Below are 25,009 nucleotides of genomic sequence, written 5' to 3'. Positions count from 1 at the left end.
GGCCGAGTTGCGGTCGCCCAAGCAGAGATATTCGAAAGCGTTTACAAAAGGGGGAGAACGAACGTGACGACACAGGTCCTGGACGCACCGCAGCAGCGGGTTATCGACATCGGTTCGCTCGCAGAGGAGGGGACGTGGAACGCCTCGCGAAAGCAGGTGCTCCTGCTCTGCGCTCTCGCCATCGTCCTCGACGGTCTGGACAATCAAATTCTCGGCTTCGCCATACCATCGATGATCAAGGAGTGGAGCGTCACGCGCAGCGATTTCGCTCCGGCCCTCGCGTTGGGCTTCGTGGGCATGACGATCGGCACGCCGATCGGGGGCGTCGTCGGCGACTGGCTCGGACGCAAGGTTGCCCTCATCGCATCCGTCTTCCTGTTTGGTGCGGCGACCTTTGCGATTGCGGTCGCTCATGGTGTCGGCGAGGTCGGCTTGTATCGTTTCCTGGCGGGCCTTGGACTTGGCGGTGCCCTTCCGGCGGCGACCGCGTTGACCGCAGAATTCACGCCTAGGCGGAATCGCAGTCTTTCCGTGATGCTGGGCATTGTCTGCATCCCCATCGGAGGCATGATTGGTGGCCTGATCGCCGCTCAGCTGCAGCCCGAATATGGTTGGCGCATGCTCTTCGTGGTCAGCGGCGTGTTGCCGGTGATCGTCGCAGCGGTCCTGATGTTCGCACTGCCGGAATCGCCGCAATATCTATTGGCGCGTGGCGCTGACATGGAAAGGGTGGCGAAATCCGTTCGGATCCTGGACCAGGCCGCTGCCGCTTCCAAAGCCTTCATCGACCGGCGCGACGTCGGTGTCGAACGTGCTTCGCTCACCGCATTGTTCACTGGCGGATTTCGTCGTACGACGACGGCGCTCTGGATCGCGTTCTTCTTCTGTTTGTTGCCGGTCTACGTCCTCTACGCGTGGGCTCCCACTCTTTTGACCGGCAAGGGTTTTGACGTGCAGACGGCGAGCTTCGGTCTGGCACTGTTCAACTTCGGGGGCGTCGGTGGCTGCATCGTCACCGGTTGGGCGATCGGCAGGTATGGAACGCGCGTTGCGATCCTGACTGTTGCCGGCGCAGCAACCTTCGGCGCAGTGATCCTGGCATCGATACCGCTATCGACCGAAACCCAGCCGCTGCTCATGGCTCTCTTGTGCATCGAAGGCTTCTGTCTGCTCGGCGCGCAGGGCTCTCTCTATGCGCTGGCGGCCCACATCTATCCAACCAACGTCCGGTCGACCGGTGTCGGTGCGGCCGCCGGCTTCGGCCGAGCGGGGGCCATTGTCAGCGCGTATATCGGCACATTCGCACTCAACTACGGTGCGACCATGTTCTTCGCCGTCATCGCCTTCTGCGTCGCGATTACGTTCATCGCGGTGGCGGTCATCGATATGCATCAGGCCGCGATGAAAGCCGAAACGGCGAGTTCCGGCATCTGAGGAGATGCATCCGCTACTGTGCATGGGGTTGTTTTCGCGCTTTTGTTTTGCGAACGCCTGAACAGCCCCGCTCAGCGCCGGCCGCGCGGCGCCTCGGCCTTGGCCGGCGGCTCGGTCTGCGGGCCGCAGCTCGCGGCCGCAAGCGTCGCCTGCGCCTGCGGCATCAGGCCGGGCTCGGGGGCGAGCGCCTTCATCACGATCAGGCCGGTGGTGCTGGGGGAATCGATGATCAGGCGGTCGGCGGCGGTGACCTCTTCGTCCTCGGGCAGCTCGTTGTGCTGCGCTTCCGTCATCAGGTCGAGCTCGATCACCTTGCGGCCCGCCGAGCGGTCGTTGATGGCGTAATAGGCGATCTCGTTGCGGGTGTAGAACGACACCGAGGTGTAGGCCTGGCTCACCGGCACCGTCAGCTTGATCGGCCCGCTTGTGAGGTCATACCGGCAGATCGCCAGCGCAAAGGCCGGGTCCATGAACGGCATCGGTGACGTCTGCGGATCGGCGAGGGGAAGCTGGCTGACGCCATTGAGCTTCGTCATCGGCGTCAGTCGCGAATAGGCATCCTGCGTCGCGATCCGCGGCAGCGCCAGCACGCTGACGAGGTGGACCACGAGGCCCAGCACCACGCCGGCAACGACGGTGAACAAGAGGCGGATCATGAGCAGCCCGCCGTCGTGATGGTGGGCATCGGCGCATCGCGCTGGGTGCGCGTGGCAACGCCGACCGGGGTGTCGTAGAGCCGCAGCATCAGGGCGTAGCGCTCGATGCCGCCGGTCGGCAGCCAGTTGCCGGCGCGCGAGCGCGAGGCGATGCGGATCTCGAACGAACCGTCCGACTGCCGCACGATCTCCTGGCTGGTGAAGCCGTAGCGGGCAAGCGAATTGGCGACGAGATGGCCCTTGCGGTCGTACAGCGTCAGCGTCCAGAATCGCGCCGGCGGCGTCACGCCGGAGACGATCACGTCGCAGCGGCCGTCGAGCGCCTTCTTCTTGTCGTCGGTGGTGGCGGTGAAGGCGACGCCGTCGCCGGTGCCGATCGGCAGCTCGCCGTTGCGCACGATGGTGGCGCGCGAATAGGGATCGACGTCGGCGGTGCCGGTGCGCGGGCGCGCGGTCCAGGCGCCGATGGTCAGCGCGCCGATCTCGGTGCCGCGCGTCGTCGTCATCCAGGTCGCGCCCAAGCCGACCACCGTCGCGAGCAGAAGGGCCGTCAATGTGATCAGGATCAGCCGCACTTGTTTCGATCAGTTCTTGCGCGGGGCGGAGGCGTTGGCATTCTCTTCCGCATAGTTCTGCGGGAAGGCGAGCGCGCTCGTCGCCGAGGGCGGCCTCGCCGCCTTGGTGTCGGCATCGGCCGATTTCTTCGCCGTCTTGGCAGCGTCATCCAGCAGCTTCTCGACGCGCACCAGGATGTCGGCGCCGCGCTTGGTCAGCACCGGCGGCGGACCCGGCTTGGTCTCCAGCACCTTCGGCGCCGCGTTGGCCTGCGCGTTGCTCACATGCTGCGGCGGCAGCTTCTGGCCCATGCCGATGCCGGGGATCTCCCGGACCTCGACGCCCTGATGCGCCGCGAGCATGATGTCGTGCCAGGTCTGCGCCGGCAGCGAGCCGCCGGTCATGCGGTTGGTCGGCGAGTAGTCGTCGTTGCCGTACCAGACCGCGCAGGTGAAATTGCCGGTGTAGCCGACGAACCAGGCGTCGCGATACGCGTTGGTCGTGCCGGTCTTGCCCGCGGTCGGAATGCCGTCGAGCGCGGCACGGCGCGCGGTGCCTTCGCTGACGACGTGGCTCATCATGCCCGCCATGTCGGCGGCCACGGAGGCGGGGATCGCCTGCCGCGGCTTCGGCCCGTCGCGGTCCCAGCGCCAGACGAGGTCGCCGGCGCCGGTGCGCACTTCGAGCACCGAATGCGGCGTCACCGCCTTGCCGCGGTTGGGGAAGGTCGCGTAGGCGACCGCGTGCTCGAGCACGGTGACTTCGTCCGAGCCGATCGGCAGCGACGGCGTGTCGGGCAGCGGCGCCTTGAGGCCGAAGCGGCGCGCGACTTCGACGATCTTGGCGCGGCCGATCTTGGCCGGGTTCGGCGCCTTCGGCTGCTCCTTCTGGCCGATCGCGATCGACAGCTTCACCGGCACGACGTTGATCGAGCGCGTGATCGCCTGCGTCAGCGTCACCGAGCCGGAATAGGAATGGCCATAGTTCTGCGGGCACCAATTGCCGATGCAGACCGGGCCGTCGACCACGATCGAGTTCGGCGTAAAACCGTTCAGCAGCGCGGTGGTGTAGACGTAGGGCTTGAACGAGGAGCCCGGCTGGCGGTAGGCGTCGGTGGCGCGGTTGAACTGGCTGGCGCCATAGTCGCGGCCGCCGACCATGGCGCGGATGCCGCCGTCGAGATCGGACACCACGGTCGCCGCTTGCGTTGCGTGATAATCGCGGCCGAACTGGCGTAGCTGGTTCTCGACCGCGTCTTCGGCGGCCTTCTGCACGTTGGTGTCGATGGCGAGGCGCACCACGAAGACGCGCTCGGTGTAGGACTTCGGGAAAGTGTCGACCAGCTTGCGCATCTCGTCGAAGGCGTAGTCGAGATAGTAGTTCGGCGAAGCCTCGTCGCGGCGATCGACCGCGAAGGCCGGATTGCGACGGGCGCCGAACACCTGGCCCTCGGTCATGAAGCCGGCATCGACGAGGTTGTCGAGCACGACGTTGGCGCGGGCGCGGGCGGCGGGCAGGTTGATGTGCGGGGCGTATTTGGTCGGGGCCTTGAACAGGCCGGCGAGCATCGCAGCTTCCGCCAGCGTCACGTCGCGCGCGGACTTGTTGAAGTAGAAATGTGCCGCGCCGTCGACGCCGAAGGTGCCACCGCCCATATAGGCGCGGTCCAGATAGAGCTTGAGGATCTCGTTCTTGGTCAGGCGCCATTCCAGCCAGACCGCGAGGAAGGCCTCGTTGACCTTGCGCTCGATGGTGCGCTCGTTGCTGAGGAACAGGTTCTTGGCGAGCTGCTGGGTGATCGAGGAGCCGCCCTGGCGGACGCCGCCGGCCTGCGCGTTGGTCACGAGCGCGCGCGCGGTGCCGGCGATGTCGATGCCGAAATGCTCGTAGAAGCGACGGTCCTCGGTCGCCAGCGTCGCCTTGATCAGCACGTCCGGGAAATCTTCCAGCGGGATCGAGTCGTTGTGCTTGATGCCGCGGCTGCCGATCGGGTTGCCGTAGCGGTCGAGGAAGCTCACGGCGAGATCGGACTTCTTCAGCCAGTCCTCGTCCGCGGTCTCGCGGAAGGCGGGGATGGCGAGGGTGAGCATCACGACCAGGCCGCCGAGGCCGAGGGTGGCGGCCTCCGACAGCGGCTCGATGAACACCCAGCGCTTCCAGCGCCCGACATAGAAGCGGTCCATGAAGGTCGAGTAGCGCTCGTAGAGCTCGCGGATGCCCTTGGCCGAGGAGAACAGCGAGGAGTCGATGCGCGCATCGAGGTCCAGGAAGAAATTCCGGACCTTCTGCTTCCAATGCGGTGGTATGATCTGGCGCACCTAGAACCCTTGAGGCTTGGTTCGAAAGCGTTCAAGCACCCGGCCGGGGGCGGCATCGAGACGTCTTGAGGGAATGTTGCGGCAAACCCAAGGCGCCCGGCCAGCATCCGAGGGGCTTGCTGTTCCTTCTAGCCGAGCGGGGCCCATAAACCAATGGTCACGCTCGCGATTTTGAACAACAGGCCTAATTGACCCCGGATCATTACGGGCCTCAAAGGTCGGTTGCTTGCACCACCCCGGCCGCACGCCCTAGATGGCTCGAGCCGTAGCTCTTTCGAACTTTTGTTGAGGCGCATGACCGCAGTTCCCAAACGACCTTCAGGCCAGGAAGGATTCTTCTGGAAAACCAAGACGTTGGAAGAGATGTCGGCGGGCGAATGGGAAAGCCTGTGCGACGGCTGCGGGCGCTGCTGCCTGAACAAGCTCGAGGACGAGGACACCGGGCAGATCTATTTCACCCATATCGGCTGCAAGCTGCTCGATGGGATGAGCTGCGCCTGCAAGGACTATCCGAATCGCTCCGACAAGGTTCCCGACTGCGTCCGCCTGACGCCGGCCAATGTCCGCACCCTGAACTGGCTGCCGCCGAGCTGCGGCTACAAGCTGGTCGCCGAAGGGCGCGATCTCTATTGGTGGCATCCGCTGGTCTCCGGTGATCCAAACACGGTGCATGACGCCGGCGTCTCCGTGCGCGGACGGGTGGAAGGCAGCGAGGACGAGATCCCGGACGAGGAGCTCGAGGACCACATCGTGCAATGGCCGGCGCTGCTGCCGAAACGAGCCCGCCTGAAGCGACGTCCGAAGGACTGAGCTGCCGTCAGGTCTTGCGCGGCGATCACGTCTTCGGGATGGCCCGGGGGCGGGATGCACCCATGCGCCGCGGTGCCTGCCCGGGACAAACTTTGCTGTCTACATTGGGCTGCATAGAACGAATCCTTTGCGGCGTTGTGCCGCCACACGGCATCCGAGCGAGATGAACAAGTTCGACCGGCAGAGCAGTTCTGCCGACATCCAGACTTTGCCTGACGATATCGCCGAGGAGCTGTCCCGGCTTCCGAGCGAAGTCATCAGCGTCGATGACGCGCCGTCGATCGCGCCGCCGGTGCCGCTGTCACAGGACGAGGTCCGCACCATCGTCATCAGCCTGATGCTGACGATGTTCCTGGCAGCGCTCGACCAGACCATCGTGGCGACCGCGCTGCCGACCATCGGGCGCCAGTTCCAGGACGTCTCCAATCTCTCCTGGGTCATCACCGCCTATCTGCTCGCCTCGACCGCGGTCGCGCCGGTGTTCGGCACGCTCAGCGACATCTACGGCCGCCGCGTCATGATCATCATCTCGCTCAGCCTGTTCGTGGCGGGCTCGGTGCTGTGCGCGATCGCGCCGAACATGCCGATGCTGATTTTGGCGCGCGGCCTTCAGGGGCTCGGCGGCGGCGGCATCATGCCTGTCGTGCAGACCGTGATCTCCGACGTCGTATCCCCGCGCGAGCGCGGCCAGTACCAGGCCTATTTCTCCAGCGTCTGGATGGTCGGCGGGATTTTGGGCCCGGTCATCGGCGGTGTGTTCGCCGAGCATCTGCATTGGTCGATGATCTTCTGGATCAACCTGCCGCTCGCGGCCGCGGCCATCGTGATGCTGCTGCCGAAGATGAAGAAGATCCCGGTGTTCCACCGCAAGCGCAAGGTCGATTGGCTCGGCGGCGTTTTGCTGATGGCGTCCGCCGTCGTCTTCATGCTGGTGCTGACCTGGGGCGGTACGCGCTATCCCTGGCTGTCGCCGACCGTGCTTGCGATGGTGGGCGGCGCCGTCGCGCTCGCCGTCAGCTTCGTGTGGCACGCCCGGCGGGCCGACGAGCCGTTCCTGCCGTTGAAGCTGCTGACCGGATCGGTGGCGCCGTTCGCGCTGACCGCCGGCGGCTGCGGGCTCGGTGCGATCACCGGCCTCACCGTGCAGCTGCCGCTTTATTACGAGTCGGTCTACCACCTCACCGCAAGCGAGGCCGGCCTTGCGCTGATCCCGCTCGCGGCGGTCTCGACCGTCGGCGCGGCCGTCGCCGGCCGCACCATGGCCCGTGCAAAACACTACAAGCGCGTCGCCATCATCGGCACGTCCTGGGCCGCGCTGTGCGGCCTCGGCCTCACGCTCACCACTCTGCCGCTGTGGGGCTTGCTCACGCTGATGGCGGCGTTCGCGCTCGGGCTCGGCACCACCTTCCCGGTGTGCGTGGTCTCGCTGCAGAACTCGGTGGCGCGCCCGCAGGTCGGCACCATCACCGGCGCGATGAACTTCTTCCGCTCGCTGATGTCCTCGTTCACGGTCGCCGCGTTCGCCGCGATCCTGCTGATCGCGCTCGGCATCGACGTTCCGCTCGCCGGCGAGCACCACGCCGCGGGCGCCGTCGCCATTCCCGCTGAGGACATGCGCCACGCGTTCCGCTACGTGTTCGGCGCCGCCACCGCGCTGATGACCATTGCCGCGCTGTGCCTGATCGCGATGGAGGAGCGGCCGCTGGCCGGTCCCGCCACGGCGCAGCCGGTGGAGATGGCGGAGTAGGCGCCTAGCCGCCGCGGTCGGAATCGTCGTCGATATTGCCCGCGCCCGTCTTCCGGGCTTTCGCCGCAAGCTGCGCTTTGAGCTGTGCCAGCCCCTCGGCGGACCAGTCATGGACATCGGTCACCGCGATCCAGGCATCGACATAATGCTCGGGCGCATAGACATGGCCAAAGCCCATCGGCGTGTTGGTCGCAACCGCCATGTCGAGGGCGAGCTGGAGCATCGTCACGATCGGATACCATCGCAGCTCCGGGGACACGTCCGGCCCGCGCGGCGCGCTCATCCAGGCCGGGGCCTGGTAGGCATCGCGATAGGCGAAGAAGGTGATCGCGTCGCTGGCATATTGCAGGTAGACGACGCGCATCGGACCCCACGGCGCGTCTGCCGGAACCGTCGATCCGTTCTGGTTCATGAAGCGCACGAAGCGGTTGTCGCGGAATTGCGGCAGCCACGCCGGCGATCCCGGATTGCGGTTCGCCGTGATCGAGCGCCACAGGCGGCTCTCGAACGGCGCCCCGCTCCATAGCGCGCCGGCGATGGGATCGCCGATCATCTCGAACAGTTCCGCGGATTTCTCCGAATTCATGGCGCCGAGGCTGAGCCCGTGCAGATACAGCTTCGGCCGCTTGTCCCTCGGCAGCGTCGTCCAATAGCCGTAGATCTCCGCGAACAGCGCGCGCGCCGCCTCCGCGCCGTATTCGGGCTGAAACAACAGCGACATCGGGCTGTTGAGATAGGAGTACTGCATCGCAACGCTGGCGACGTCGCCATGGTGGAGATATTCGACCGTGTCCATCGCAGCAGGGTCGATCCAGCCGGTGCCGGTCGGCGTGACGACGATCAGGATCTTGCGATCAAAACCGCGCTGGCGCTTGAGCTCCTCGAGCGCAAGCCTGGCGCGCGCCTGCGCGGTGGCGCCGCCGGCGAGGCCGACATAGACCCGGACCGGGTCCTGCGCCGGCCTTCCGCTGACGGCACTGATCTCGGTTGCGTTCGGACCCGAGGCAATGAACCGGCGTCCCGTGCGTCCGAGCTCGTTCCACTTCACCAGCGACGCCGGGCTTCCCGTCCGATCGGCGGCGGTCGGTTGCGGCCGCTCGGGCTCGTGCAAGGCGTCGAGCTCGCGGAAGGACGAATCGAGTGCGCGAAACGCCGTGTTGATCAGGACATTGCTGGCGATCGACCAGAGCAGCAGGCCTGCGGCGAGTACGCCGATGACGTTGGCGAGTTTCCGCGGAATGACGCGCCTCGTATGCGTGGCGAGGAAGCGGGCGAGGAGTGCGAACAGCCGTCCCAGCACCAGCAGCACGACGAAACTGACCAGGGCGATGACGCAGACCTTGAGCGGATGCGCGGTCTCGACCGGCGCCATCTTCATCACGGCGCGGATCGAGTTCTGCCATTCGGCTGCGCGCCACAGGAAGACGATGACGACGAGCAGGCAACCAACTGCCGCCAGCGCATTCGCAATCGATCTGGCGCGCGCCGAAGGCTCGGGCAGCTCGAGATAGTGCCACAGCCGCCGCCACAGCACGCCGGCGAAATAGCCGATCGCAAAGCAGCCGCCGGCGAGGACACCTTGCGTGAGATAGCTCCTGGGGATCAGCGTCGGCGTCAGTGCAGCCGCGAAGAACAGCGCACCGAGCATGAGGCCGACGCCGGATAGCGAGAGGAGTTGTCGCCGAATGAACCGCGCCAGATTCATCAAAACGCCTCCCGGGCGAAGTTGTCCTCAGGGCTTGTCCGAAAAGCTGCTCTTGCGCGGCAGCACAATCGTGAATTCGGTGAACTCGCCGGGCGTGGTCGCGACGTCGATCGTGCCGCCATGCTGCTTCACCACGATATCGTGGCTCATCGACAATCCGAGGCCGGTGCCTTCACCGGCCGGCTTGGTGGTGAAGAATGGATTGAACATCTTCTCCTTCACCTCGTCCGGGATGCCCGTGCCGTTGTCGCGGATGCGGATCTCGACGTGATCGCCGCGGTCGCGGGTCGCGGCGGTCACGACCGGCTCGTAACCCGTCGCCGCGGTCTCCGCCTTGCGCCTGGCGACCGCATGGAATCCGTTTCCGATCAGGTTCAGCAGCACCCGGGTGATCTCCTGCGGGAACACATCGGCCGAGCCTGCCGCCGGATCGAGCTCGCGCTTCAGCGTCACGTCGAACTGCGGCTTCTCGGCCCGTGCGCCGTGATAGGCGAGGTTGAGGCTCTCCTCGACTACGGCGTTGACGTCGCTCAACCGATGCTCGCCGCCGCCCTCGCGCGAATGCAGCAGCATGTTCTTGACGATGGAATCGGCGCGCCGTCCATGCTGGACGATTTTCCCGAGATTGTCCTTGAGAAGCCCTGTGAGCTCGTCGACTTCGCTGCGGACATCACCGGCGAGCGTCACGGGCGCGAGCACCTCGTTCAGTTCGTCGGTCAGCTCGGCGGACAGCGAGGCAAAATTGTTGACGAAGTTGAGCGGGTTCTTGATCTCATGCGCGATGCCGGCGGTGAGCTGGCCGAGGGAGGCGAGCTTCTCGGTCTGGACCAGCCGATCCTGCGCCGCGCGCAAATCGTCGAGCGACTTCGCAAGCTCCCGCGTGCGGTCCTGCACTTCGTCGAAGAGGCGCACATTCTCGATCGCGATGACGGCTTGGTCGGCGAAACTGGTAACGAGTTCGATTTGCTTTTCGCTGAACGGCCGGATCGCGCGACGTGCGAGAACAATAGCGCCAACAGTGCTGCCTTCGCGAAGCAGGGGTACACCCAGGAAGCTACGCGGATTTCCGCTCAATTCCTGGCCTTCAAAGGAGTAATCGGGGTCCTCGAGCACATCGGTGACATGAACAACCTTGTCGCCGAGCAGAGTCCTGCCCGTGATGGTACGCCTATCCGGCCGGACCGGAAGATCTCTTACATATTCGACGAATTTGGCTGGAAAGCCGTAGGAGCCCGCCCGGAAATAGGTGCTGCCGGATTTGCGGGTAATCGCCGCCATATCGGCCTCGCATAGTCGCGCGGCCGATTCGACCAGCGTATCGAGCACGGCCTGCAAGTCGAACGCCGAGCGGCTGATAACCTTGAGCACGTCGGCAGTCGCCGTCTGTTGTTGCAGCGACTCGGTCAAATTCTCGGTGCGCTGACGCAATTCACCGAGCAGCCGCGCGTTCTCGATGGCGATCACGGCTTGCGCCGCGAACTGCTTCAGCAAGGTGATCTGCTTCTCCGAGAAGGGTCGGTTCTCCTGCCTGAAGATCATGACGTTGCCGACCACGCGTTCGTCCTGGAGCAACGGCACCGCGAGCAGGCAGCGGGCGCCGCCGAGATCGACCAGCGCCCGACGATTCGGCTCACCGCTGCGATAGACGTCCGACTCCAGCAGGTCGACGATTTCGACGAACGGTTCGCCCTTCAAAAGACGCGCCGGCGCAGTGGCCGGACCATAGTTGAGGGGCGCCTTGCGCCGGAATTCATCGTAGGCAGGCGGCAGGCCGTAAGTGGCGGCCGTGCGGAACTGCATGCCGTCGTAGGTGTTGAGCACGCCGAAACTGGCGCCGCAGAGCTGCATTGCCTTGCTGAGCATCGCCTCGAATACCGGCGCGAGATCCCCGGCCGATCGGCTGATGACGCTGAGCACCTCCGATGTCGCGGTCTGCTGCTCCAGTGACTCTGCAAGTTCGTGCGTCCGCGCCTGCACCTCGTTGAACAGGCGCGTGTTCTCGATGGCGATCACCGCCTGGTCGGCAAAGGTCTGGAGCAGGGCGATCGCCTTGTCCGGGAAAGGACCGGCCTCGGGCCGCGTCACGCCAATGGTGCCGATCGCAACGCCGTCGCGCAGCATCGGGATCACGAGGATGCTGCGATAGCCTCTGGTGCGCGCGAGCTCCTTCATGGCGTCCGTGAGGTCGCCTTCGTTCTGCATGTCGCTGCGGAATGCGAACTTTCCGCTCGTCGCCACCCGGCTGTGAATGCCGGATGCCGCCAGCGGCGCCGGGAATGAGCTGAGCAGATCCGCGTTGCCGGCCTCGTTGTCGGTGGTGAAGGCCGCCAGGTGCAGCAGGCCGTCGATGACGCGGGTGACGGCGGAGGAATGTCCGCCGATCAGCGCCTTGGCGCTGTCGGAGATGGCCTGGAACACCGGCGTGACGTCGGCAGGCGAAGCCGCGATCACCTTGAGGATGTCGGCGGTCGCGGTCTGACGCTCCAGCGCCTCCCGCGTCGCATTGAACAGGCTGACATTCTTGATCGCGATCACCGCCTGATCGGCGAAGGTCTGCAGCAGCCGCACATGATGCTCAGTGAAGGCGCCGGTCGCACGGCGCGTCGTGATGATGATGCCGATCGCTTCGCCCTCGCTCATCAGCGGCGCGAACAGCATGCTGCGATAGCCGCGGGCGCGGGCGATGTCGCGGGCGGCCGGCTCGAGCTCGGTGTCGGGCAGTTGCGCCGCCGCACCCTTGGCCACGAGCTGGTAGGGCGGGAACTGCGCGAACGGCACCGGGAACGAGGCCTGCAGCACACGATCGCCGGCCGGATCTGTCGGCGTGAAGGCGGCAAGGTGCGCAGCACCGTCGACATAGCGCAGCACGGCCGTGGAGAAGCCACCGATCAGCCGGTTGGCGTTGGCCGCAATGGCCTCGAACACCGGCTGCACGTCCGAGGGCGAGGCCGCCATCACCTTCAAAATGTCCGCCGTGGCGGTCTGGCGCTCCAGTGCCTCGCGCGTCGTGTTGAACAGCCGTGCATTCTCGATCGCGATCACGGCCTGGTCGGCAAGGGTCTGGAGCAGCTGCACGAGGTCGGGCGTGAACGCGCCAGGCTGGGCGCGGGTGACGCTGATCATGCCGACCGGGGTGCCCCGGTTCATCAGCGGCATGAACAGCACGCTGCGGAAGCCGCGCAGCCGCGCCAGATCGCGGTTCAGCTGCGGCACGTCGGCGGCTTCGCTGTCGGGAAACTGGATCGTCTCGCCGCCACGCACCAGCGCAAAGGTCGGAAACTCCGCGATCTTGCGCGGGAACGACGCCTTGAGCCCTTCGTCCGCTTCCGGACTGGTCGGCGTGAACGCCACGAGATGCAGCTCGTCGCCGATGAATTGAAGCACGGTGGCGGAGAAGCCGTCGAGCAAGCGCTTGGAACTCGACGCGATCGCCTCGAAGACCGGCCGGGCATCGGAGGGCGAGGCCGCGATGGTGCGCAGGATCTCGGCGCTGGCGCTTTGGCGATCCCGCGCAGTCGCGAGCTCACTGCGCAGCTGCGCGTTCTCGGCTGCGGCCGACAGCAATCGGCGCTCGAGTTGTTCGATTTCGTTGGAAGGGGACGTCATTCCTGATCCGGCTCGATGCCGCGACACGCGCGGCACCTGCCCGGATTATCACATCTTCCGCGCCCTGAGCCAGCGGTTGCGGCGGAGGCCCATCTCACGTCCCCGGCCGCGACACCTCCGTCTCCTTGCTGGTGATGAACTCCAGCAGCACCGGAATGCCTTCCTTCGTCTTCTGGATGCCGCGTTTGATCGCGGGGATGATGTCCTCTGGCCTCGTCACCCGCTCGCCATAGCCCCCGAAGGCCCGCGCCATCGCGGCATAGTCGCCGGAGATGTCGGTCGAGCGATATTTTTCGGTCGAGACCGGCATCACCTTCAGCTCGATCGCCATCGAGAAATTATTGAGCAGGATCGACATGATCGGGATGCGCTCGCGCACTGCGGTCTCGAAATCCATGCCGGTGAAGCCGATCGCCGCATCGCCCCAGACATTGATGCAGAGCTTGTCGGGCTTTGCGAGCTTGGCGCCCATGGCAAGGCCAAGGCCGTAGCCGAGTTGCGTCGTCTTGCCCCAGCCGAGATAGGTGAGGGGTTTCGTCGATTTCCAGAACGGGGAGAGCTGGTCGCGCGGACTGCCGGCATCGTGCGTGATGATGGTGTTGTCGATGTCGACGGTGTGTTGCAGGTCCCATAGCACGCGATAGGGGCTCAAGGGGGCGTCATTGCTGGTGAGCTTCGGCATCCATTTCGCCAGCCACTCCTTGTGCGAGGCCGCGATCTCGGCCGCGACCGCGGAGGCATCACGGTCCGCGGTGACGGACTTGCCGACCTCCTCCAGCAGCGCGTCGAGCACGAGCCCGGCGTCGCCGACGAGGCCGATTTTCGCTTCCACATCCTTGTTGAGATGATTGGGATCGAGCGTGGAATGGATGATGGTCTTGCCCTTCGGCATCGCGATGCCGAAGTTCGTTTCGGTGAACGAGCAGCCGATGCCGAGGATGACGTCGGCCTCGGCGAGGAATTTTGGCACCGCGCGCGGCACCGCGAGGCCGCCGGAGCCGAGCGAGAGCGGATGGGTTTCCGGGAACGAGGATTTGCCCCCTAAGCTGGTGGTGACGGGAATCGCCAGCCGCTCCGCGAGCCGCTTCAGTTGCGGCCAGGCCTGCGCGTAATGCACGCCCTGGCCGGCATAGAGCACAGGCCGCTTCGCATTGACGAGCAGGGAGGCGGCCTCCTTCACATGCACGGGGTCGGCGCCGTAGCGGGTGCGCAGCACCGGCGTGTAGTCGAGCGGCTCCGGCACCTCCTCGTTCCACATGTCGGAGGGGATTTCGACGATCACGGGGCCGCCGCGGCCGTTCTTCAGCTTGGTGAAGGCGCGGCGGAAGATGTTGGCGACCTCGGTCGCCAGAATGATCGGCTCGGACGATTTCGCGAAGGGCTTCATCGCCTCGCTGGAATTGAAGTTCGGCTCGATATGCGCCAGCCGGCGCTGATAGCCCATCGGCAACACCAGGACGGGAACGGACTCGCCGAAGCATTGCGCGACGCCGCCCATCGCGTTCTCCGCGCCGGGCCCATGCTGCATGCAGAACGCGCCGATGCTGCGTCCCGACGTCACCCGCGAGATCGCATCCGCCATGTGGATGCCGACGCGCTCCTGCCGCACCATCACAGGGCGGATCTCGGCCTTGGCGGCGTGCTCGATCAGATGGTTGACGGGATAGCCGCAGAGGATCTCGATCCCCTCGCGCCGCATGATTTCCGCAATGGCGGTGCCGAGCTTCATGGCGTCTCTCCCTGGGCAGGCCGGTTGGTCCGGCGTTGGGGAGAGAGAGGATCAGGAAATTGCGGGAGGGTAAAGTGCGGGACGCGAAGGAGGCGGTAGGTCAGCTATGCAGCACGCTGCCATAGCCCGGAGGGAGCGAAGTGCAATCCGGGATAGCTGCACCCGCTGCGCCGGCCCCGGATTTCGCTTTCGCTCCATCCGGCCGACGGGAAGCTCCGTCCTACTTGCAGTTTCGGCAGATCATCAGCTTGCGCTTCAACGCCTCATCTTCCTGATCGATCAATTGCTGAGCCGTGTTGCCTTGCGTATCCGGATTGGGCGTGGAGCCCTTTGCCGCGCGCGACCTGATCGGTCGCGTCGTCCGATCCGGAGTGTCATTGTCGTCACTGGTGGCACGGAAGCCGTCATAGTCGGCGGCAGAATTCGGCGCTTGTGGAAGTCCGCCAGTCGGGGGTGTCGGTGAGATCCTGTCCGACGCTGCCGGGGAATTTTTGGCATTCGCCCGTGGCGGCGATGCCTTGGGCGGAGCAAGCGAAACCGGCGGCGCGGTCTGTCCCCTCGCGCTGTCCTGAGACCAGACGCCGGCAAGCAAGAGGCTGAGTGCCAAGAGCGTCACGCTTCTCATCCGCATCTTCAACAGCTCCGGTCCATCGATTGACAGCATGGTTCGTCGAGCCACGCCGTGCTGAAGACTATCAGGACTCACATGGCGGTCAAAGTTCCGCAGCCGGATCCGGGGAAGATGCATCTGTGGGAGCGGCGCTCGAATTCGGCTCCGCGGCATCGGGGGCTACGATCGCTTGTGTGTTGCCTGTCGGGCAAAACACACCAGCGGTGGGTCTATGGCTACGTCTCAAAATATTCGCATTTACAGAAATTCTGCTTTGGCGTACAAGCCGACACATCCCGCCCGCCACGAGGGGCGTTTCGCGATCGTCACGAGACGCGGGCCGGGATGCGGTGGCCGCGACGGCGTCGGCGCGCGATGATGGCTGCAGGGCGGGAAACCGTGAGCAGCGACAGGCGCGATACGACACGGCGCTGACAGCGTCCTTGTTCGGCCCCGATGGCGAGCGCACGCCAGCCGTCGGGGATGCGGATGGGGATGTGCGCGGACGGAGAAGTCGTGTGGTCCTGACGCCCGGGGTCTGTGCGTCAAGGCTTGCGGTGATGTGGCGGCCCGACCGGGCGCGTGCATCAGCCATCTGCAAGGCGACGGGGGCAATAGTGCATCGCTCCCCGGGGAGAGCACGAAGGACACCGTGAAAACCATCGCGCAGGGAAGGCCGGGCGACCGGCATCACCTGTCGTCCACCCCGTGCGCGTTTCTTTCGCACACGCGGGACCTCGGGTGCCAGCCGGCGCCCGGCCTTCCCCGCGCCCTTGCTGAGATAAGGGCGGAAGAGGATAGCAAAGCTCGGGCGAAACGCGCCGCGAGGATGAGCAGCCATGTCTATCGCCAAACGGCGTTCTCGTGCCCCGGACGTAGCGCAGCGCGCCGCATCTCCGCGGCGTGGTGCGCTGCAGAGCCGGGGCCCATGCACCGGCGGAATGTGCAGCCGTCTGGGTCCCGGCTCTGCGCAGCAGCGTAAGAACGCTGCAGCGCGTCCGGGACAAGAGAGAGGCGCGTTTCAGCGCCGTCATGTCCCGTCACGCCTTCTCCTCCAGCGCGCGGCGCAGCCTTCGGATGATGACGCCGCGGGCGCGGTCGTCGGCGGCTGCCCCAACCCTGTCGTTGATGTCGAGCATGAGCTCCGACATCTCGTTGTGCCAGTCGAGACGGGTCACGGCCTCCGGCGCGAGCCGCCGGCGGTGATCGACGTCGAGCACGCGCGGTTCGGGCGCGGCGAGCTCGTAGATATCGTCGAGCACCGGCTGGTAGACCCTGGCCGCCGGAACGATGCGCTCGGCGACGCGTCCGGCGAGGCCCGCGATCGCGCCTTCCTCGCCATGGACCAGGAACAGCCCGCGGGAAATGGGTCGGCGCGCCGCGATCCAGCTGGCGATGCCGGCGCCGTCGGCATGGCCGGAATATTCGTCGATCATGCGGATGCGAGCCGCGACCTTGATCTCCTCGCCCTGGATCCGCACGGCCTTGGCTCCGTTCTGGAGGAAGCGGCCGAGCGTGCCGTTGGCCTGGAAGCCGGCGAGCAGCACCGTCGCGCGCTCGTTCCACAGCCAGCGCTTCAGATGATGGCGAATGCGGCCGGCGTCGCACATGCCGCTCGCGGCGATGATGATATGGAATCCGGACAGGCGCATGATCGCCTTGCTTTCGTCCGCGGTCTCGGTGAATTTGAGATGCGGCGAGTTGAGCAGGCGCGCGGCATCGACGGACGGGTCGAGGCTCTCGGCATGGCGGCGAAACACTTCGGTGGCGCGGATCGCGAGCGGAGAATCGAGGAAGATTGGTGCGGTCGGAATCTCGCCGTGCTCCATCAGGTCGACGAGATCGACGATCAGCTCCTGGGTGCGCTCGACCGCGAAGGCAGGCATCAACAGCGCGCCGCCGGCCGTCGCGGCATCGCGCACCTCGGCCGCGAGGTGCTTGCGGCGGAGCTCAGGTGTGGTGGCCTCGCGAAGCCGGTCGCCGTAGGTCGATTCCGAGATGACGTAGTCGAAATCGGCCGGCGCCTCGGGATCGGGCTGCAGCAGCTTGGCCTCCGGCCCGACATCGCCGGACAGCAGCACGCGCAGTGGACGTGGCGCGCCCCGTTCGGCGATTTCGAGCTCGATCGAGGCCGAGCCGAGCAGATGGCCGGCGTTCCAGTAGCGCGCGCGGACGCCCGGGATCACGTCGGTCCAGCGTTCATAGTCGACCGCGCGAAACGATTGCAGCGATGCAATGGCATCGGCCTGCGTGTAGATCGGCGCGACCTGCTTTCGTCCGCGCGAGGCATTGCGACGGTTGAGCTGCGTGACTTCCGATTCCTGGATGCTGCCGGCGTCTGGCAACATGTAGGAGCAGAGGTCGATCGTGCCGCGCGTCGCCAGGATCGGTCCGTCGAATCCCGCGCGCACGAGCTTCGGCAAGAGACCGCTATGGTCGATATGGGCGTGCGTGAGCAGCACGGCATCGATATCGGCGGGGCGGAACGGAAAGGCGCCGTAGTTGAGCTCCTTCAGCGTCTTCTGGCCCTGGAACAGGCCGCAATCGACCAGGAAGCGGCCGGTCGCGGTCTGGAACAGATAGCTCGAACCGGTCACGGTGCGGGCGGCGCCGCAAAATCGAACGGTGATGCTCATGGCCTCGTCTCCGGAGGAAGTGTCGTCGTCAGCTCGGACCGCAAGGCGGCCGCGAGACTCTCGTCGAGGGAAATCGCGTTGGTCGGATGCGGAACGCTGTCGGTCGAGCGGATTGACCGGATGCCGGCGCTGGCGAACGCGACGGTCATCGCGGGTGGAAACAGCGCGTGCGTGATGACCGCATCGACGGCGGTGGCGCCCATCGCCGTCAGGGCCTTCGCCGCGGCCATCAGCGTCGTCCCGGAGGAGACGATGTCATCCACCAGCAGCGCCGGCCGTCCCGCGAGCAGGCCGGGATCGGCAAAACTGATTGCCACGGAACGATCGCCGTGCCGCGACTTTTGCGCCACCGTGTGCTGCAGTCGCAGCCGGCTCGCGATGTCGTTCACCCAGGGCTCGGACTCCCTGTCGGGTCCGATCACGATTGTCGCGGGATCGATGCCGCTCGTCGCCAGCGCGTTCGCGATCGCTGGCATGGCGGACAGGTTCTCCGCTTCGATACCCGGAAAGACCGATCTGATATCGGGGGTGCGGTGCAAATGCGCATCCACGGTGACGATACGGTCCACGGTCGTTGCAAGCAGATTGCCCATGGCCCGCTGGCTGATGGCCTCGCCCGGATGAAATGCAGCATCCTGCCGCATGTAGCAGAGATAGGGCGCGACCAGCACCAGCCGCTTCGCGCCGTTGCGTCGCAGCGCCTCCGCAGCGAACAGCAGGGCGATCAGCTTGTCGTTGGGTTGGTCGAGCGGGGCATAGAGGATTGTGATGTCGGCCGCCGGCGCGACGGCGACGCGCAGCTCGCCGTCCGGAAAACGATGCACGGCGATCTCGCTGCAGGCAAGCCCGAGCCGCGCCGCGAGGCGCTTTGCCGTATCGCTGCCGCCGGGCAGGGTCTGAAGCGCGATCGTGCTCACGGCGCCGACTTGCCTTGCAGGGCGTCATGACCGTTGACGACGAACCCGGTCTCCTCGGTGGCGGCATCGGCGGCGAGATCATGCTCGGGGCGGTCGAACGTGTAGACACGATAGAGCGGCTCGCCCTGCTCGACGCGATCGCCGATCTTCTTGAACAGGCGGATACCGGCGCCCTTGTCGAGCGGCGCGCCGGCGGTGCGGGCGAGGCGGTTAAGACGCAGGCAGTCGATCGCGGACACGGTGCCGTCATGCGCCGCCTTGACGTCGAAGCTGAGCGATCCGAGCTCGCTGCTGCATGTCGACGGACCCTGGGCGTCGATGATCTTCTGCATCTGCTTCAGCGCCGCGCCGCTGTCGAGCAGTTCGCGCGCCCTCGCATAGCCGGCGCCGCCGCGCAGCTTCGGATCGTATTCCAGCAGATGGGCGGCGAGCCGGAGCGATTTCTCGCGCAGGTTGCGCGGCGCATCCTTGTCGTTGCCGAGCACGGCCATGACGTCATTGGCCTCGAGCACCGGCCCGATGCCGTTGCCGATCGGCTGGCTTCCGTCGGTCGTGATCACCTCGACCGTGCGGCCGAAACGGTCGCCGACGAATTCGAACAGCTTGCGCAGCCGCATCGCCTCGACGCCATTGGTGACCTTCGCGGTCGGCCCGACCGGAATGTCGATCAACAGATGCGTCGAGCCTGCCGCGATCTTCTTGGACATGATGGAGGCGACCATCTGCTCGCGGGTATCGAGGCTCAGCGGGCGCTCGACCGAGATCAGGACGTCGTCGGCCGGCGACAGGTTCACGTGTCCGCCCCAGATCAGGCAGCCGTTGCAGGCCGAGACGATCGCCTTCATTTCCTCGACGCCGACATTCACCCGCGCCAGCACCTCCATCGTGTCGGCGGTGCCGGCAGGCGAAGTGATGGCGCGCGAAGAAGTCTTCGGGATCGGCAGGCCATGGGCGGCGACGATCGGCACCACGACCATCGAGGTGCGATTGCCGGGAATGCCACCGATGCAATGCTTGTCGACGACGACAGGCGTTGGCCACACCAATTGCGTGCCGGCCTGCGCCATCGCCCCGGTGAGGGCAAGCAACTCGTCGCTGGTGATGAAGCTCGCCGATCCGATCAGGAAGGCGGCGATCTCCATGTCCGAGTAGCGATAATGTGCGAGGTCGTTGATGATCGCGCCGATTTCGGCCGGGCTCAGGGTTCGCCCGCGGATCTTCGCGCGCACCGCTTCCAGGCTCTCCGGCGGCGCCGCGGGCCTCACCGTGACCAGCGTGCCGGCGCCTTGCCCGAAACGCCGCAACGCGGGTTCAGAGAGTCCGATCTCGTCCGGGGCCACCAGCGTATCGTCGTCCGTGATCAGCAACGTCGCCAGCAGGACCTTGCTGCCCTGACGCAGCTCGACGCGGCTGAAGCCGCGGAAGATCTCCGCGCGCAGCGCCTTCGACTGCCTGGAGACGACGACAACGTTCTCGCGGCCGGTATCGAGCCGGACGCGGCGGATTTTCAATTGGGAGTACGGAAGGTCTGGATGCATGGACTGGCCGGCAGGGAGGAAACCCGGCCTCCATGCTTAGACGTCGCCGTCCTGATGCTGTTGACCCAGATCATGGCCCGCGCGCGGGACATGGGTGGGCTGCGGCGGGCCGTCACGCAGGCGCGCTGCTGCAGGCGCGTCGGTCTGGAAATGACAGGGGAAGTCGAATGCCGTGGCGATATCGCCGATGTTGGCCGGCCAAATCGGGGAGCGGGCTACTTTATCCCCGTGCTGATCGCGACAAACTTGTTGTTGAGGAGGGCGCCGCCCATGGTGTTCACGGCCGTTATGATCGCCAGCGCGATGCCTGCGGCAATGAGGCCGTACTCGATCGCGGTTGCACCATTCTCATCGGCAAGGAAGGACCTAAGCAAACGCATTGCCAACTCCCGTTCATCCGATCCAACGTATGGCCGCGTCGCTATCGGACTTGCAAATAGATCGAATAAGTCTTCATGCGCGCCAAAAGTATTAAGCCCGGGCGAGCGCGCCACTGCTCATACGACGGCATTCATTAAATTAAGGTTCCATCGATCCGTGCAACTGGATCGATATCGCCAAGCCACCCCAGGGCTGCGCGGGCACAGCGCCCGTCAGTGCGTCATCGCGGCGCCGCTTAACCAATTGTTGAGCCTGTTCGCCAACGGGCCGGCGAGGACACCATGGCGCTCATCCGCGCCGGTCGTCCGCATTCAGCGCCCGCAACATGGCGATGCGGGCGAACATCACCCAGCCGCCGCCGGTCTCGGCCGCCTTGATCAAGGTCTCGATGGCGGTCTGCCAGCGCGGCTCGTGCTGGACGTCCTCGGGCAGCCGCATGATGTAGTCGGCCGCCTCCTGAAGCGTCAGCAGCTGGCGCTTGTTGCTGACGCGAACGGGATCGTCGAACGCCCTCGACCAGGGCATGTCAGGCCGCCAGATCGGCGAGGTGTGGCATCACGGCGCGATCGCGGGGGGATGCGGCTAGCCGGCCTTCTTCGCCCGAGCAGGCGCGCGCACCGGCTTGTCGGCCTTCTTCGAAGTTTCCCTGGTCGCTTCCCTGGTCGCCGTCTTCGCAGCAGCATCCTTGCCGCCCTTGCCGGCGATCGGCAGCAGCATCTCGCGCTGGCCCGCGACGCGCTTCTTCGGCTTCTTGGCTTTCGCGGTCTCTTTGGCGACCTTCGCCGCAGGCGCGGCGTCCTTCTCGCTCGCGATGCTCTTCTTCAGCGCGTCCATCAAGTTGATGACGTTGCCGCCGCTCTTCGGCGCGGCCTTGGCGGTGATCGGGGCGCCGCTGCGCTTCTTGTTGATGAGATCGATCAGCGCGGTCTCGTAATGGTCCTCGAACAGCTCGGGGTCGAACGCGCCGGACTTCTTCTCGACGATGTGCTTGGCGAGGTCGAGCATGTCCCTGGTCAGCTTCACGTCCTGGATGTCGTCGAAATATTCGGTCTCGCTGCGGACCTCGTAGGGATAGCGCAGCAGCGTGCCCATCAGTCCGCTCTCGAGCGGCTCCAGCGCGATGATGTGCTCGCGGTTGGTCAGCACGACGCGGCCGATCGCGACCTTGTCCATGCTGCGGATGGTCTCGCGGATCACCGCATAGGCGTCATGGCCGACCTTGCCGTCGGGCACGAGGTAATAGGGGCGGATCAGATAGCGGTTGTCGATGTCGGCCTTCGGCACGAACTCGTCGATATCGATCGTGTGGGTCGAATCGAGCGCGATGTCGTCGAGCTCGTCCTTGGTGACTTCGATATAGGTGTCGGTGTCGACCTTGTAGCCCTTGACGATGTCCTCGGACGTCACCTCGTCGCCGGTCTCGGCGTCGACCTTGAGATACTTGATCCGGTGGCCGGTCTTGCGGTTGATCTGGTTGAAGGAGACCTTCTCGGTATCCGAAGTGGCCGGATAGAGCGCGACCGGACAGGTCACGAGCGACAAACGCAGAAAACCCTTCCAATTGGCGCGGGGGGCCATGGGCTACTCCAAACGCAACAAGGACAGACTTATGAGGATACCATCGGGAAACAGCGAATCATAGCAAGGCCGGGCGTTGAATCTTGCAACTGCGTTAACCGGCCGCCGGGCGTGGGGTCGCGGTCCATTGGGTGGGAAAAGCCGGAACATCACATCGGATCGGGCGTTGGCTCCGCATGCACGGCTGCGAGAAGGTCGCGGTCATCGGAGGCGACACGCAGAGATTGAGGGCATCATGGCAACCACGCGAGAGCAGCGTCAGATCGTCGAAACACCAACCGAGGCGCGTCAGGGCGAACCTGGGCCGTCAGTTGCCGCATTGCTCGCCATCTCGACCGGGCTTGCGATCCTGATCCTCGCCGTCATCTGGTTCGTGTTCTTCCGGACCTGACGGCCGAATTCACGGGAAGGGCGGACCTTCCGACCTGCCGCAGGACGCGGCACACTGCGCCCGCCATGTTGCCGGCTCGTCCGGTCGCATGGCGGGCGCAGTCGCATGGGCTGCGGACACATCGTATATGACCAAAAAGTAACGCGCCCGGTTCCCCGCGTTCATATTCAGTTCACGCCGGAATTGCTCATCTGGGGCGGTGTTGATGCGGCCTATGTCTGGAGAGAAGCGTGCGCCTGCTCGTTGTTGAGGACGACCCCGATCTCAATCGCCAGCTCACCAAGGCGTTGACCGACGCCGGCTATGTCGTCGATCGCGCCTTCGACGGAGAGGAGGGGCACTATCTCGGCGATAACGAGCCGTATGATGCCGTCGTGCTCGACATCGGCCTGCCGAAGAAGGACGGCATCTCGGTGCTGGAGGCCTGGCGCCGCAACGGCCGCACCATGCCGGTCCTGATCCTCACCGCACGCGACCGCTGGAGCGACAAGGTGCAGGGCTTCGATGCCGGCGCCGACGACTATGTCGCAAAGCCGTTCCATTTGGAGGAAGTGCTGGCCCGTATCCGCGCGCTGCTGCGCCGCTCGACCGGCCATGCCCAGAGCGAGCTCAGCTGCGGCCCCGTCACGCTCGACACCAGGACCGGCCGCGTCAGCGTGTCAGGCAATCCCGTCAAGATGACCTCACACGAATATCGGCTTCTGGCCTACCTGATGCACCATTCCGGCCGGGTGGTCTCGCGCACCGAGCTGGTCGAGCACCTCTACGACCAGGACTTCGACCGCGACTCGAATACGATCGAGGTGTTCGTCGGCCGCATCCGCAAGAAGCTCGACGTCGACATCATCCAGACTGTCCGCGGCCTCGGCTATCTCCTAACCCCGCCGGCCGCCTGAGGCGTTCCGGGGCTTGACGGGCAGCCTGACAGGGGCCTTGGTCCGGGACATGAGTTCTGACGCCCGCCACCCTGCGCCTTCCCGGATCATTCCGATGGCCGCTAGTTCGCTTGCGACTCGCCTGTTCCTGTCGGCGACCGCCTGGCTCGTGGTGATTCTGGCCATCACCGGCGTGGTGCTGTCGTCGGTCTACAAGAACGCCACCGAGCGCGCCTTCGACCGCCGGCTCAATCTCTATCTCCGCACCCTCATCGCCGAGGTCGCGACCCCCGACGAGCCGCCGGACCGCCAGTTCCAGTCGCTCGGCGAGCCGCTGTTCGAGCTGCCGTTGTCCGGCTGGTACTGGCAGATCACGCGGACCGACACCGAAAAGCCGGAGGTGCGCTCCTCGCGCTCGCTCTGGGACAAGAAGCTGCCGAAGCTGGAAGAGCAGGGCACCGAGCTCACCGCCGCCGGAATCCGGCTGGCCTATGTCGACGGGCCCGAGGGGCAGAATCTGCGCATGGTCGAGCGTCCCGTCGATCTCGGCGCCGACGGCAAATTTCTGGTCAGCGTCGCCGGCGACGATACCGAGATTTTCGACGAGACGCGCAGTTTCGACTACTATCTCGGCGGCACCTTCACCGCGCTCGGCATCGTGCTGCTGCTGACGACCGTGTTCCAGGTCCGCTTCGGCCTCGCACCGCTCAAGCGCATCTCGGAATCGATCGCCGATATCCGCTCTGGGCGGGCTGAGCGGCTCGAGGGCGAATTCCCGGTCGAGATCGCGCCACTGGCGCGCGAGACCAACGCGCTGATCGATGCCAATCGCGAAATCGTCGAGCGCGCACGCACCCATGTCGGCAATCTCGCCCATGCGATCAAGACGCCGCTCTCGGTCATCGTCAACGAGGCCGGCGCCCACATCGCCGATCCCTTCGCGGCCAAGGTGATGGAGCAGGCGGATGTGATGCGCGACCAGGTCGCCCATCATCTGGAGCGTGCGCGCATCGCGGCGCGGGTCTCGGTGGTTGGGACGGTGACGGAGGTGGCGCCTGCCATCGAGGCGCTGCGGCGGACCATGGAGAAGATCCATCGCGACCGTGGCATCATGGTCGACGCCAAGGCCGATCCGTCGGCAAAATTTCGCGGCGAGCGGCAGGATCTGGAGGAGATGGTCGGCAATCTCGTCGACAATGCCTGCAAATGGGCGGCCTCGCGCGTCTTCATCGAGGTCCTCGTGGAAGCGCCGCACCAGGCCGGGGTGGGTCCGCGGCTGCGGATCATCGTCGATGACGACGGCCGCGGCCTGTCGGAAGCCGAGCGGGCGCAGGTCTCGCGGCGCGGCCAGCGGCTCGACGAGTCCAAGCCCGGCTCGGGGCTGGGCCTGTCCATCGTGGTCGATCTCGCCGCGCTCTATGGCGGCAGCCTCTCGCTCGGTGGTGCGCCGACCGGCGGCCTGCGTGCCGAGCTGGTCCTTCCGGGCGTATAATCCGTTGTTCCGACAGGGATATTCGTCCTCA

General features: G+C 65.7%; 19 protein-coding genes. 6 read left to right on the top strand and 13 right to left on the bottom strand.

Going from position 1 to position 25,009, the window contains the following annotated elements; all coding sequences use genetic code 11:
• The first annotated feature begins 63 nt into the window (after positions 1–63).
• The gene (locus CIT37_RS27440; RefSeq protein ID WP_161966484.1) at positions 64–1,434 is read left to right on the top strand and encodes an MFS transporter; all 1,371 of its coding nucleotides are present in this window, start codon (positions 64–66) and stop codon (positions 1,432–1,434) included.
• A gap of 71 nt (positions 1,435–1,505) precedes the next feature.
• Here CIT37_RS27440 and CIT37_RS27435 read toward each other — a convergent pair whose 3' ends face one another.
• The 3 genes from CIT37_RS27435 to CIT37_RS27425 are packed head-to-tail and all read right to left on the bottom strand — an operon-like array spanning position 1,506 to position 4,963.
• Entirely contained in the window at positions 1,506–2,090 is a 585-nt protein-coding gene (locus tag CIT37_RS27435) for a DUF1254 domain-containing protein (protein ID WP_028142993.1), read from the bottom strand.
• Positions 2,087–2,665, bottom strand: coding sequence for a DUF1214 domain-containing protein (locus CIT37_RS27430; RefSeq protein ID WP_028142994.1), 579 nt, complete (start codon positions 2,663–2,665; stop codon positions 2,087–2,089). The genes CIT37_RS27435 and CIT37_RS27430 overlap by 4 nt, the downstream gene beginning before the upstream one ends.
• A gap of 9 nt (positions 2,666–2,674) precedes the next feature.
• The gene (locus CIT37_RS27425; protein ID WP_018315809.1) at positions 2,675–4,963 is read right to left on the bottom strand and encodes a transglycosylase domain-containing protein; all 2,289 of its coding nucleotides are present in this window, start codon (positions 4,961–4,963) and stop codon (positions 2,675–2,677) included.
• A 294-nt stretch (positions 4,964–5,257) separates the two neighbouring features.
• On the opposite strand from CIT37_RS27425, the gene CIT37_RS27420 reads away from it, so the two are divergent.
• On the top strand, positions 5,258–5,773 hold the full coding sequence (locus CIT37_RS27420; protein ID WP_018315810.1) for a YcgN family cysteine cluster protein: 516 nt from the start codon (positions 5,258–5,260) through the stop codon (positions 5,771–5,773).
• Between the two features lie 163 nt (positions 5,774–5,936).
• Complete coding sequence (locus CIT37_RS27415; protein WP_095426464.1) at positions 5,937–7,520, top strand: MDR family MFS transporter; 1,584 nt, start codon at positions 5,937–5,939, stop codon at positions 7,518–7,520.
• Between the two features lie 4 nt (positions 7,521–7,524).
• On the opposite strand, the gene CIT37_RS27410 is transcribed toward CIT37_RS27415, so the two are convergent.
• The 10 genes from CIT37_RS27410 to ku all read right to left on the bottom strand — a co-directional run bounded on the left by CIT37_RS27410 (position 7,525) and on the right by ku (position 22,220).
• Positions 7,525–9,225 (bottom strand): alpha/beta hydrolase, encoded by a 1,701-nt coding sequence (locus tag CIT37_RS27410; protein ID WP_161966483.1) that lies wholly within the window; start codon positions 9,223–9,225, stop codon positions 7,525–7,527.
• Between the two features lie 27 nt (positions 9,226–9,252).
• Positions 9,253–12,831 carry a GAF domain-containing sensor histidine kinase gene (locus tag CIT37_RS27405; RefSeq protein ID WP_095426465.1) on the bottom strand — a complete coding sequence of 1,193 codons (3,579 nt, stop codon included), beginning with the start codon at positions 12,829–12,831 and terminating at the stop codon, positions 9,253–9,255.
• 94 nt (positions 12,832–12,925) lie between these two features.
• Positions 12,926–14,560, bottom strand: a complete 1,635-nt coding sequence (locus CIT37_RS27400) for a thiamine pyrophosphate-requiring protein (RefSeq protein WP_095426466.1) — start codon at positions 14,558–14,560, stop codon at positions 12,926–12,928.
• A gap of 220 nt (positions 14,561–14,780) precedes the next feature.
• Positions 14,781–15,308, bottom strand: a complete 528-nt coding sequence (locus tag CIT37_RS27395; RefSeq protein WP_312015357.1) for a hypothetical protein — start codon at positions 15,306–15,308, stop codon at positions 14,781–14,783.
• Positions 15,309–16,210: 902 nt separating this feature from the next.
• A complete protein-coding gene (locus CIT37_RS27390) occupies positions 16,211–17,806 on the bottom strand; it encodes an MBL fold metallo-hydrolase (RefSeq protein ID WP_095426467.1) in 1,596 nt (531 codons plus the stop codon).
• Positions 17,803–18,723, bottom strand: coding sequence for a ribose-phosphate pyrophosphokinase (locus tag CIT37_RS27385; protein WP_095426468.1), 921 nt, complete (start codon positions 18,721–18,723; stop codon positions 17,803–17,805). Before CIT37_RS27385 ends, CIT37_RS27390 begins: the two co-directional genes overlap by 4 nt.
• On the bottom strand, positions 18,720–20,261 hold the full coding sequence (locus CIT37_RS27380; protein WP_095426469.1) for a thymidine phosphorylase family protein: 1,542 nt from the start codon (positions 20,259–20,261) through the stop codon (positions 18,720–18,722). Before CIT37_RS27380 ends, CIT37_RS27385 begins: the two co-directional genes overlap by 4 nt.
• 215 nt (positions 20,262–20,476) lie before the next feature.
• Entirely contained in the window at positions 20,477–20,641 is a 165-nt protein-coding gene (locus tag CIT37_RS27375) for a Flp family type IVb pilin (protein ID WP_018315817.1), read from the bottom strand.
• Between the two features lie 289 nt (positions 20,642–20,930).
• Positions 20,931–21,167: a hypothetical protein gene (locus tag CIT37_RS27370; protein ID WP_038947096.1), complete on the bottom strand. Its 237-nt coding sequence runs from the start codon at positions 21,165–21,167 to the stop codon at positions 20,931–20,933.
• 57 nt (positions 21,168–21,224) lie between these two features.
• Complete coding sequence (ku, locus tag CIT37_RS27365) at positions 21,225–22,220, bottom strand: non-homologous end joining protein Ku (protein ID WP_038947097.1); 996 nt, start codon at positions 22,218–22,220, stop codon at positions 21,225–21,227.
• Between the two features lie 235 nt (positions 22,221–22,455).
• On the opposite strand from ku, the gene CIT37_RS27360 reads away from it, so the two are divergent.
• The 3 genes from CIT37_RS27360 to CIT37_RS27350 all read left to right on the top strand — a co-directional run bounded on the left by CIT37_RS27360 (position 22,456) and on the right by CIT37_RS27350 (position 24,978).
• Positions 22,456–22,611, top strand: a complete 156-nt coding sequence (locus CIT37_RS27360) for a hypothetical protein (RefSeq protein ID WP_018315820.1) — start codon at positions 22,456–22,458, stop codon at positions 22,609–22,611.
• 230 nt (positions 22,612–22,841) lie between these two features.
• Positions 22,842–23,507: a response regulator transcription factor gene (locus CIT37_RS27355; protein WP_018315821.1), complete on the top strand. Its 666-nt coding sequence runs from the start codon at positions 22,842–22,844 to the stop codon at positions 23,505–23,507.
• Between the two features lie 94 nt (positions 23,508–23,601).
• Entirely contained in the window at positions 23,602–24,978 is a 1,377-nt protein-coding gene (locus CIT37_RS27350; protein WP_038947098.1) for an ATP-binding protein, read from the top strand.
• The last annotated feature ends 31 nt before the right edge of the window (positions 24,979–25,009 follow it).

It is taken from the genome of Bradyrhizobium ottawaense, assembly GCF_002278135.3.
In the GTDB taxonomy this organism is placed as follows: domain Bacteria; phylum Pseudomonadota; class Alphaproteobacteria; order Rhizobiales; family Xanthobacteraceae; genus Bradyrhizobium; species Bradyrhizobium ottawaense.
The sequence above is the reverse complement of the archived record's forward strand: the minus strand, read 5'-3'. Positions and strand labels throughout refer to the sequence as shown.

Bases quoted from the DNA above. Each gene is read 5' to 3' on its own strand.
- CIT37_RS27360 (WP_018315820.1), top strand. From the start codon at position 22,456: ATGGCAACCACGCGAGAGCAGCGTCAGATCGTCGAAACACCAACCGAG.
- ku (WP_038947097.1), bottom strand. From the start codon at position 22,220: ATGGCCCCCCGCGCCAATTGGAAGGGTTTTCTGCGTTTGTCGCTCGTG.
- CIT37_RS27350 (WP_038947098.1), top strand. From the start codon at position 23,602: ATGGCCGCTAGTTCGCTTGCGACTCGCCTGTTCCTGTCGGCGACCGCC.
- CIT37_RS27410 (WP_161966483.1), bottom strand. From the start codon at position 9,225: ATGAATCTGGCGCGGTTCATTCGGCGACAACTCCTCTCGCTATCCGGC.
- CIT37_RS27400 (WP_095426466.1), bottom strand. From the start codon at position 14,560: ATGAAGCTCGGCACCGCCATTGCGGAAATCATGCGGCGCGAGGGGATC.
- CIT37_RS27420 (WP_018315810.1), top strand. From the start codon at position 5,258: ATGACCGCAGTTCCCAAACGACCTTCAGGCCAGGAAGGATTCTTCTGG.
- CIT37_RS27405 (WP_095426465.1), bottom strand. From the start codon at position 12,831: ATGACGTCCCCTTCCAACGAAATCGAACAACTCGAGCGCCGATTGCTG.
- CIT37_RS27395 (WP_312015357.1), bottom strand. From the start codon at position 15,308: ATGCATCTTCCCCGGATCCGGCTGCGGAACTTTGACCGCCATGTGAGT.
- CIT37_RS27390 (WP_095426467.1), bottom strand. From the start codon at position 17,806: ATGAGCATCACCGTTCGATTTTGCGGCGCCGCCCGCACCGTGACCGGT.
- CIT37_RS27435 (WP_028142993.1), bottom strand. From the start codon at position 2,090: ATGATCCGCCTCTTGTTCACCGTCGTTGCCGGCGTGGTGCTGGGCCTC.
- CIT37_RS27370 (WP_038947096.1), bottom strand. From the start codon at position 21,167: ATGCCCTGGTCGAGGGCGTTCGACGATCCCGTTCGCGTCAGCAACAAG.
- CIT37_RS27375 (WP_018315817.1), bottom strand. From the start codon at position 20,641: ATGCGTTTGCTTAGGTCCTTCCTTGCCGATGAGAATGGTGCAACCGCG.
- CIT37_RS27380 (WP_095426469.1), bottom strand. From the start codon at position 20,261: ATGCATCCAGACCTTCCGTACTCCCAATTGAAAATCCGCCGCGTCCGG.
- CIT37_RS27415 (WP_095426464.1), top strand. From the start codon at position 5,937: ATGAACAAGTTCGACCGGCAGAGCAGTTCTGCCGACATCCAGACTTTG.